7 protein-coding genes are annotated in these 9,895 nt (G+C 73.3%); 2 read left to right on the forward strand and 5 right to left on the reverse strand.

Annotated elements, in window-relative coordinates:
• A partial coding sequence (locus ACGWYJ_RS37810; protein ID WP_395111417.1) for a condensation domain-containing protein occupies positions 1–702 on the reverse strand: 702 nt, incomplete at its 3' end.
• A 157-nt stretch (positions 703–859) separates the two neighbouring features.
• Here ACGWYJ_RS37810 and ACGWYJ_RS37815 point away from each other — a divergent pair.
• Positions 860–2,182 carry a salicylate synthase gene (locus tag ACGWYJ_RS37815; protein WP_395111418.1) on the forward strand — a complete coding sequence of 441 codons (1,323 nt, stop codon included), beginning with the start codon at positions 860–862 and terminating at the stop codon, positions 2,180–2,182.
• 38 nt (positions 2,183–2,220) lie between these two features.
• Here ACGWYJ_RS37815 and ACGWYJ_RS37820 read toward each other — a convergent pair whose 3' ends face one another.
• Positions 2,221–3,861, reverse strand: a complete 1,641-nt coding sequence (locus ACGWYJ_RS37820; protein WP_395111419.1) for a (2,3-dihydroxybenzoyl)adenylate synthase — start codon at positions 3,859–3,861, stop codon at positions 2,221–2,223.
• A gap of 2 nt (positions 3,862–3,863) precedes the next feature.
• A complete protein-coding gene (panD, locus tag ACGWYJ_RS37825) occupies positions 3,864–4,271 on the reverse strand; it encodes an aspartate 1-decarboxylase (protein ID WP_395111425.1) in 408 nt (135 codons plus the stop codon).
• Positions 4,272–4,359: 88 nt separating this feature from the next.
• Here panD and entS point away from each other — a divergent pair, with 88 nt between their 5' ends.
• A complete protein-coding gene (gene entS, locus ACGWYJ_RS37830) occupies positions 4,360–5,643 on the forward strand; it encodes an enterobactin transporter EntS (RefSeq protein WP_395111421.1) in 1,284 nt (427 codons plus the stop codon).
• Positions 5,644–5,658: 15 nt separating this feature from the next.
• Here entS and ACGWYJ_RS37835 read toward each other — a convergent pair whose 3' ends face one another.
• Together ACGWYJ_RS37835 and ACGWYJ_RS37840 are read right to left on the reverse strand one after the other, a co-directional pair.
• The gene (locus ACGWYJ_RS37835; RefSeq protein WP_395111422.1) at positions 5,659–9,015 is read right to left on the reverse strand and encodes an amino acid adenylation domain-containing protein; all 3,357 of its coding nucleotides are present in this window, start codon (positions 9,013–9,015) and stop codon (positions 5,659–5,661) included.
• 60 nt (positions 9,016–9,075) lie between these two features.
• A complete protein-coding gene (locus ACGWYJ_RS37840) occupies positions 9,076–9,894 on the reverse strand; it encodes an ABC transporter ATP-binding protein (protein ID WP_395111424.1) in 819 nt (272 codons plus the stop codon).
• Position 9,895 lies beyond the last annotated feature (1 nt).

Consider the following 9,895-nt stretch of genomic DNA (forward strand, 5'->3'; position numbering starts at 1 on the left):
GTCGCGGCGCGCCCGCCAGTACGCGAGGTCGTCCTCCTGGACGGGACGCCTCTGCTCCCATACCGCGAAGTCGGCGTACTGGACGGCGGGCGGCGCCAGGGGATCGGGGTCGCCCGCGAGCGCCGCGCGGTAGAGGACCGACAGGTCGCCCGACAGCGAACCCCAGGTCATGCCGTCCCACGCGATGTGGTGGACGACGAGGACCAGCGCGTGCTCGCGGTCGCCCAGGCGCAGCAGCTCCAGCCGGACGGGACGCTCGCGGCGCAGGTCGAACGGCCGTGCGGCGAGTTCCTCGGCGCGCGCCTTCGCGTGCTCGGGCGCGCAGTCGACCGGTGGCAGGTCGAGGGTGTCGTCGCCGGTGACGATCTGCACGGCGCCGTCGCCGTCATCCGCGTAGACGGTGCGCAGGATGGCGTGCCGCCGGATCAGCGCGCGCAGCGACTCGCGCAGCGCGCCGGTGTCGAGGTCGCCCGACATGCGCACGAGCAGGCACACGTTGTAGGCGGGGCTGTCCGGGAAGGTCCGGTGGTGCAGCCACATGCTCTGCTGCGCGTACGACAGCGGTGCCGGTCCGTCCGTTCCGCGAGGTTCGATCCGGGAGACGTCGGGGCCGAGCCCGGCCTCCGCCATCATCCGCCGCATCAGCTCACGTCGCCGCGCCGCCGTCTGCTCGCGCACGTTCCGCCTTCCCTCGTCGGCCATCGCAGTTGGTTAGGTTAGCCTTGCCTACTAAATTCACACAAGGTTAGCCTTACCTAAGTTTGATCGGACGACCTGGTCGCAGAGGGAGTTGGGTGCCTTGTCCTTGCCGTGGACACCAGTTGGTGCGCGTACAGAATCCGACCGCACGGCCGTCACGGTGAGGGTGGTCGGCGCGAACCCGCTGCTCCTCATGGCGCGGCTCGCGCGATGCGGACTGTTCGACGACCACGTCGTCTACGAGCGCCCCGGTTCGTGGACGTTCGCGGGCGGGGTGCTGGGAGAGGTCGTCCTGGACGCACGACCGGCCGGCGCGGAGAACATCGCGGACGGTCGTCCGCCCACGAGGAGCGGCACGCTCCGCACCTGGTGGGACGGCGGTGAGCGGCAGGAGCACGCCTGGTCGGGACGTCCCGCCGACGCGCTGGACGAGGCGTTCCGTTCGTGCCCCTTCCCGCAGTGGAACGCCTACGGCTGGATCGCGTTCGAGTTCGCGGGCCCGCGGCACCGCGGCGAGCGGCTCGCGCACCTCATCGTCCCGCGCACGGAGGTCCGCGTCGACGCCGGGGAGGCCGTCGTGACCAGCGTGAACGCCGCGGAAGCCGAACGGGTGGCCACGCTGCTCGCCGAGCCCGGCGAACCCCGTCCCGGCACGCCCGAGCCGGTCGAGGTCCGGGTCGGCGGCGACACCTACCGGGCGCGCGTCGCCCGCGCCGTCGAGGAGATCGGCGCGGGCCGCTACCAGAAGGTCATCGTCTCCCGGCGGCTACCGATCTCTTTCCCCGTCGATGTGGTCTCGACGTACGTGCGCGGGCGGTCCGCCAACACCCCGGCGCGCTCGTTCCTGCTCCGCCTCGGCTCCTTCCAGGCCACGGGGTTCAGCCCCGAGGTGCTGGCCTGCGTGGACGCCACCGGCACCGTGATGACGCAGCCGCTGGCCGGCACCCGGGCGTTCGGCCGCGGCGCGGAGCTGGACGCGGCCACCCGGCGCGAGCTGGAGACCGACCCCAAGGAGATCTTCGAGCACGCCGTGTCGGTGCGGACCTCCCAGGAGGAGCTGAACCGGGTGTGCGAGCCCGACACCGTCCAGGTCACCGGGTTCATGTCGGTGAAGGAACGCGGCAGCGTGCAGCACCTGGGATCGAGCGTCAGCGGGCTGCTCGCCCAGGGACGTACGAGCTGGGACGTGCTCGACGCGCTGTTCCCCGGCGTGACCGCGTCCGGCATCCCCAAGCCGGAGGCCATCGACGCCATCGCGCGGCTGGAGGAACCGCGCGGCCTGTACGCCGGCACGGTCCTCACCATGTCGCACGACGGCGCGATGGACGCCGCGCTCGTCCTCCGCGCCCTCTACAGCGACGAGCACGGCGCGTGGCTGCGCGCGGGCGCCGGGATCGTCACCGGCTCCACCCCGGAGCGGGAGTACGAGGAGACCTGCGAGAAGCTCTCCAGCATCGCCCCGTACGTCGTCCCGCTCCCCTGACGGCGGCCCGGTGACGGCGGCCCGGCCGCCCGGCGGGTTCAGCCCAGCCGGGCGGCCAGCGCCTTTTTCGCGATCTTCCCGACCGGGGTGCGGGGGAACTCCGCCACGATCTCGACGCGGTCGGGGAACTTGTAGGCGGCCACGCCGCGGTCGCGGAGGAAGTCCTTGGTCTCGCGCAGCGACGGCGCCGCGGCCCCCTCACGGACGACGAGGAACGCGCAGGTGCGCTCCCCCATCACCGGGTCGGGCATGCCCACGACGGCGGCGTCGTGGACGGACGGGTGCGCCAGCAGGTGGTTCTCCAGCTCCTCCGCCGAGATCTTGTCGCCGCCCCGGTTGATCTGGTCCTTCGCCCGTCCCTCGACCACCAGGTGCCCGGACGGGAGGCGCCGTACCAGGTCGCCGGTGCGGTAGAAGCCGTCGGGCGTGAACGAGCGCGCGTTGTGCTCGGGCGCCCGGTAGTAGCCGCGCAGCGTGTACGGGCCGCGGGTGAGGAGCTCGCCCACCTCCCCCGGCTCGACGTCGTTCCCGTCCTCGTCGACCACGCGGACCTCGTCGGCGGGCGACAGGGGGCGCCCCTGGGTCCGCTCGACCAGCTCGGGCGGATCGTCCAGCCGGGTGTAGTTGAGCAGGCCCTCGGCCATCCCGAACACCTGCTGGACGGCGCAGCCCAGCGCCTCCGGCACCTGCGCCGCGCGCTCGGCGGCGAACTTGGCGCCGCCCACCTGGAGCAGTTCCAGGGACGACAGGTCCTCGTCCGACCACGACACCGCGTCCAGCCACAGCAGCGCGATCGGCGGCACCATGGCGCACACCGTGACCTTCTCGCGCTCGATGAGCGGGAACGCCTCGTCCGGCGCCCCGGACGGCGCCAGCACGACCGTCCCGCCGGTGGCGAAGACGCCGAGGATGCCGGGGCAGGCGAGCGCGAAGTTGTGCGCCGCCGGTAGCACGACCAGGTAGACGGTGGCGTCGGAGAAGCCGCACAGCTCGGCGCTGGCCTCCAGGTTGTAGACGTAGTCGCGATGGGTCCGCGGGATCAGCTTCGGCAGGCCGGTCGTCCCGCCGGAGAGCAGGAAGACGCCGACGTCCGCGGGGTCGGGGCCATCGGCGGCGGGCACCGGCGCGGGATCGACGTCGAGGTCGGCGAGCGCGGTGAACTCCTGCGCGTCGCCGTCCACGACCACGTGCTCGACCCGGACGGCGCGCGCCAGGGCGCGGTAGTCGAAGCCGCCGTCCCCCATCTCCGGGATGACGTACGCCTTGGCCTCCGACAGCTCGCACAGGTAGCCGATCTCGCTCTCGCGGTGCGCGGGCAGCGCCAGGACGGGCGCGGCGCCGATCCGGACGAGCGCCAGGAACACCACGACGAACGAGGCGGTGTTGGGCAGTTGCACGACCACGCGGTCGCCGCGGGCCACGCCCAGGCTCCGGAGGCCCGCGGCGACCCGGTCGGCGCGCCGGTCCAGCTCCGCGTAGGTGATCCGCTCGTCGCCCGCCACCAGCGCGACCCGGTCCGGCTCGCCGCGCAGGACGCCGCCGAGCAGCCGGTCGCTCCAGTAGCCCTCGGCCGTGTACCGCGCCTCGAACTCCGGAGGCCAGGGAACGAACCCGTCCATCGCGCCCTTCTCTTCCTGGGGACGGTCGTGCGGGCTCGCCGAACGGCTCTGCCCCGGCATGGTCACCTCCCCGCCAGTTGCGCCTCGGCCCCGGGCACGGGCTCGGCCGGGTCCGCGCCGATCGCGACGACGCGGTTGGCGCCGTCCACGTGCACCACCTTCGGCGTGTGCTCGTGCCGCTCGGACTCGTCCACGGCGGCGTAGGTGATGATGATGACCAGGTCGCCGGGCCGCACGATCCGTGCCGCGGCGCCGTTGATCCCGATCACGCCGCTGCCGGCCTCGCCGGTGATGGCGTAGGTGACCAGCCTGGCGCCGTTGGTGATGTCAACGACCTGCACCTGCTCGCCCTCCACGATGTCGGCCGCCGCCATCAGGTCGGCGTCGATCGTCAGCGAGCCCACATAGTGCAGGTCCGCCTGGGTGACGGTGGCGCGGTGGATCTTCCCGTTCATCAGCATGCGCTGCACCGGTTCGGCCTCTTTCGTCGGGATGGGTGCGATCAACTAAGGTGAGCCTTACCTTAATTCAGCCCGGTGCCGAGGAGAAGTCCCCAGGATGGTGCGCAGTCTCACCCGCCGGCTCGCGATGGACGTCAGCCCCCTTCGGGAGTCCAGGCCGTTCCGCAACACCTTCGTCGCCCGCACGGTGTCGGTCTTCGGCATCGGCATGCTGATGGTCGCGCTGCCGGTGCAGGTGTACGAGATGACCGGCTCCACCGTGCACGTCGGCGCCGTGTCCGCGTCCAGCGGTTTCGCGCTGCTGGCCGGGTTCCTGTGGGGCGGCGTGCTCGCCGACCGGTACGACCGGCGCCGCCTGATGCTGCACGCGCGCACCGCCGCCGGCGTCGGCTTCCTGCTGCTCACGCTGAACGCGTTCCTGCCGTCCCCGTTCCTGGCCGCGCTGTACGTGCTGGCCGCGTGGGACGGGCTCGCGACCGGCGTCAGCGTCACCGCGCTGCTGGCCGCCACGCCCGCGCTGGTCGGCCCCGACAAGCTCGTGGCGGCGGGCGCGCTCAACGCGCTCACCGTGCGGCTCGGGTCGATGCTCTCGCCCGCGCTCGGCGGGCTGGTGGTGTCGGCGTTCGGGGTCGGGTGGAACTACGCCGCCGCCGCGGCCGGGACGCTGGGGACACTGCTCCTGCTGACCGCCCTGCCGCCGCTCAGGCCCGCCACGGAGACGCACGAGGCCCCGCTGAAGGCGCTGGGCTCCGGGCTGCGCTTCGTGGTGTCCCACCGCGTCGTGGGCTCGCTGATGCTGCTCGGGACGCTGTTCATGGTGGCGGGCGGGATCCCCGTGCTGATGCCCGCGTTCGCCGCCCTCAGCCTCGGCGGCGGGCCCGCCACGGTCGGCCTGCTGTACGCGGCGCCCGCCTGCGGCGCCGTCCTCGCGTCCGTGACGAGCGGCTGGGCGGCGACGGTGCGCGCGCCCGGCCGCGCGCTGCTCGTCGCGTCCGTGGCGGGCTTCGCGACCCTCGCCGTGCTCGGCCTGTCCCGGCACCCCGCGCCCGCCGTCGCGATCCTCTTCGGGTACGGGTTCGTCGCGTCCATCGAGGAGATCCTGCGGTACGGCCTCATCCAGAGCCACACACCCGACGCCTACCTGGGACGGGTGAACGCGCTGTGGTCCGCGCAGGAGACGGGCGGCGAGGCCGTCGGGTCGCTGGGCGCCGGGGCGCTGGGCCGCTACCTCGCGCCCGGCGCCGCCATCGTCGTCTACGGGACGGTCAGCGCCGTCCTCGCCCTCGGGCTCGCGCTGTCACTGACCGGGTTGCGCGGCGCCACGCTCACCCCCGAGCCCGCGCGCGCCCCGGATCCCGCGCCGGATCCGGAGCGCGCCTGACGGCCGTGCGTCCGCTCACTGAGAGAGGCGCTCGGCCAGCTCTTCCTCGGACATGTCCTGGACCATGAGCCAGATCCCGGCCACGGCCTCCAGGCGTCCGGGCTCGGATTCCAGTTCGGTGAAGCGGCGCGCGATCCGCGCGATGGTGCGCTGGGCGAACAGGACCCGCACCGGCAGGGCCGTGGTGTCCAGCGCCTCGCGCGCACGGGCGATGACGGACGTGGCCAGCACGGAGTCACCGCCGAGCGCGAAGAAGTCATCGTTCACCCCGGCCCGTTCGATGCCGAGCACGTCCGCGACGATGCGGGCGAGGACCTTCTCCACGTTGGTGCGGGGCGCCGCGTACGCCGGGCCTGCCTCGCCGCCCGCCTCGGCGGCGAGGGCGGTGAGCGCCTTGCGGTCCACCTTGCCGTTGGCGGTCAGCGGCAGCTCGTCCAGGGGGACGAGCAGTTCGGGCACCATGTGCGGCGGCAGCAGTTCGCGCACGTGGGCGAGCACGTCCTCTCCGTCGTCCACTCCGGTGACGGCGGCGGCCAGGCGGCCGGAGGCGAGCAGGCCGACCGCGCGGCCCACCTTCGGGTGGCTCTCCAGCGCCGCCTCGACCTCGCCCAGCTCGATCCGGAAACCCCGCACCTTCACCTGGTGGTCGCGGCGGCCGAGGAACTCGATCGTCCCGTCCGGCCAGTAGCGGGCCAGGTCACCGGTGCGGTACCAGCGGGTGCCCTCGTGCTCGACGAACCGGTCCGCGGTGCGCTCCGGGTCGCCGGTGTAGCCGTCGGCGACGCCCGCGCCGCCGATCCACAGCTCGCCGGTCACCCAGTCGGGGCGGTCCCGGCCCAGCTCGTCCACGACCCGGCAGGCGACGCCGCCCAGCGGCACCCCGTACGGGATCGCGCGCCGGCCCTCGGGGACCTCGCCGACCTCCTGCACCGTGGAGTGGATCGCGGTCTCGGTCGTCCCGCCGAGCGCCACGAACCGGGCGCCGGGCGCGCGCTCGCGCAGCAGGCCGGGCAGGTGCGCGCCGACCCAGTCGCCGCCCAGCAGCACCAGCCGCAGGCTCGGCACGGGACCGGTGGCCAGCAGCATCTCCAGCACGGACGGCACGCAGTTGAGGACGGTCACCGACCAGCGTCCCGCGAGCGCGGCCCAGGCGGCGGCGTCGCGGCGCTCGTCCTGTTCCGGCAGCACCACCGCGCCGCCGGACGACCAGGGCGCGAACAGGTCGAACACCGACAGGTCGAAGTCCAGCGCGGACACCCCGAGCGTCGCGTCCGACGGGCCGAGGCCGAAACGGTCGACCAGGTCGCCGATGGTGTTCATCGCGGCGCGGTGCGAGACCTCCACGCCCTTGGGCTCACCGGTCGATCCCGAGGTGAACAGGACGTAGGCGACCTGCTCGGGCGGCACCGGGACCGGCGCGTCCAGCGGGGCCGCGTTCCCGGGGGCGGCCGAGGTCAGACGGGCCGCCACCGCCGCGCTCGCGCGGATCCTCGCGCGCCGCGCCTCCGGCTGCTCCGGGCCGATCGGCACGTACGCGGCGCCCGCCGCCAGCACGCCGAGCACGGCGACGGCCTGGTCGGGTCCCTTGGGCAGCTCGATCGAGACGCGGTCGCCCGGACGCACGCCCTCCTGCTCGACGAGGCGGGCGGCGACGCCGAGCGCGCGGCCGGCGAGTTCGCCGTAGGTGAGGGTGCCGTCGGCGCCCCAACGCAGCGCGGGCGCGTCCGGCGTCTCCCGGGCGTGACGGAAGAAGCCCTCCGTGAGGGTGCGCGCGGGCGGGGCCTCGGTCGCGTTCAGCTTGTGCCGGACGCGCAACTGCTCGGGCGTCGCGGTGATGTGCAGCGGCTCGGTCCAGTCCGCGCCCTCCGCGCCCAGCCGTGTGACGGCACCGGTGTAGGCGGCGAACATCTCCTCCGCCACGCCGTCGGGGAACGCGGGACACCGCACGTCCCAGTTCAGCAGCAGCCCGCCGGAGACCTCGGTGACCTGCGCGTCCAGCAGCACCTGCGGGCCCTGCGAGACGATCCACTCCGGCTCGCCGAAGCTGCGCCGCACCCGTTCGCCGAACAGCTCGCCGAGGTTGAGCGCGCTGGTGTAGACGATCGGGGCGAGCACCTGTTCGCCCCGCTGCCTGGACAGGTCGCGCAGCACCTCCAGGCCGGAGTAGTCGCTGTGCGCGCCGGAGGTGTGCAGCCGCGCCTGGACGGCCCGCGCCCGTTCCACGAACGGCAGCTCCTCGGTGAGATCGACCTCCAGCATGATGGAGCCGGTGAAGTCGCCCACCACCTTGTCCACGTCGGGGTGGACGGGCTCGCGGTGGAACAGCGGCAGGTTCAGCAGGAACCGGGGCGTGGCCGACCACGCGCCGATGACCTCGGCGAACACGGCGGCCAGCGCCATCGCCGGGGTGACGCCCTCGCGGTGCGCGCGGGAGAGGAGCCGGTCCTTGTCCTCCGGCGCCAGCCAGTGGTGCAGGCGCACCACCCGGTCGCCCGGCTCGGGCACCACCGGCAGCTCGGGCGGGCCCGGCAGGTCGGCCAGCCGTTCCGCCCACCACTCGCGATCGCGCGCACGGGCCTCGGCGCGCGGATCGGCGGCGAGGTAGCGGGCGTAGGTGTAGGTGATCGGCTCCAGGGACTCGCCCTCGTAGAGCGCGGCCAGGTCGTCCAGCAGGGTGCGGTAGCTCATCGCGTCGGCCGCGACCATGTCCACGTCGAGGTGGAGCCGTGTCGCGCCGTCCGGGAGCAGGCTCAGGCGGGCGTCGAAGACCCGGCCCTCCTCGATGGGAAGGCGCTGCACCGACATCTCCTCGCGGACGCGCCCAAGCTCGGCGTCCGGATCATCGGCCGCCCGGAGGTCATGGACGGTGACGGCGGGTTCGGGGCGCATGGGCAGGATGCGCTGCGTGCCGTCGTCCGACACCGCGACACGCAGCATCGGGTGGCGTTCGGCAAGCCCGCGCACGGCCTGCTCGAACCGGGCCGGGTCGATGCGGCGCCCGTCCAGCTCGACGTACAGGTGCGCGGCCACCGAACCGAGCGCCTGGTCGTCGTCCCGGCCGATCCAGTACGCGTGCTGCATGAGCGCCAGCGGGAACGACTCTGGTTCGTCCTCTGGCTCGTCGTGAGCCGGGGCGGGTTCGACGACGCCCCGTTCCTCCAGCAGCTCCCACCATTCGCGGAGCGTGGGACGTTCGGCCAGTTCGGCGAAGCGCACCTCGATGCCCCGCTTGCGCAGCCGGCCGGTCAGACCCATCAGCCTGATGGAGTCCATGCCCAGCTCGATGAGGTTGTCGTCGGGACTCGCCTCCTCGCCCAGCACCTCGGCCAGCCCCTGCGTCAGCATGGCGTGCAGTTCGTCCCTGGTGAGCACGGCACCCCCTGTCGATTTAGGTAAGGCTAACCTAATCAACTCGCCTCGGGGGCGTCAACGTCACCCCTGCGAGCCCGGCCCCCCGGCCACCGCGTAGGAACGCCGCCTGTCCACCGGCACGACCAGCGGGGTGCCGCACTCCGGATCCTCGATGACCTGGCACGGAAGCCCGAACACCCGCTCCACCAGCTCCGCCGTCACCACCTCTCCGGGACGGCCCTGCGCGATCACCTCGCCACCGCGCATCGCCACCAGATGCGTCGCGTACCGGCACGCGTGGTTCAGGTCGTGCAGCACCGCCACCAGCGTGCGGCCCTCCTCGTGCAGCCGCGAGCACAGGTCCAGCACCTCGATCTGATGCGCGATGTCCAGGAACGTCGTCGGCTCGTCCAGCAGCATGATGGGGGTCCGCTGCGCCAGCACCAGCGCCAGCCACACCCGCTGCCGCTGCCCGCCCGACAGCTCGTCCACCACCCGTCCCGCCAGGTCCGTGACACCGACCGCGTCCATCGCCCCGGCCACCGCGCGCTCGTCGTCGCGCGACCACTGCTTCAGCAGCCCCTGGTACGGGTACCGGCCCCGCGCCACCAGATCGGCCACGGTGATCCCCTCCGGCGTGATCGGCGACTGCGGCAGCAGACCGAGCCGCCGCGCCACCTCCTTGCCGTGCAGCGACAGGATCGGCTCACCGTCCAGGAAGACCGTGCCCTCCTTCGGCTTCAACAGCCGGGCCAGGGCACGCAGCAGCGTCGACTTCCCGCACGCGTTCGGCCCCACGATGACCGTGAAGGACCCGTCCGGGATCTCCACCCCGAGCCCCTCGGCCACCACCCGCTGGTCATACGCCAACGTCAGCCCATCGGCCCTCAACCTGCTCATG

Origin of the sequence: Actinomadura sp. SCN-SB, assembly GCF_043906805.1 — a bacterium.
Lineage (GTDB): Bacteria > Actinomycetota > Actinomycetes > Streptosporangiales > Streptosporangiaceae > Spirillospora.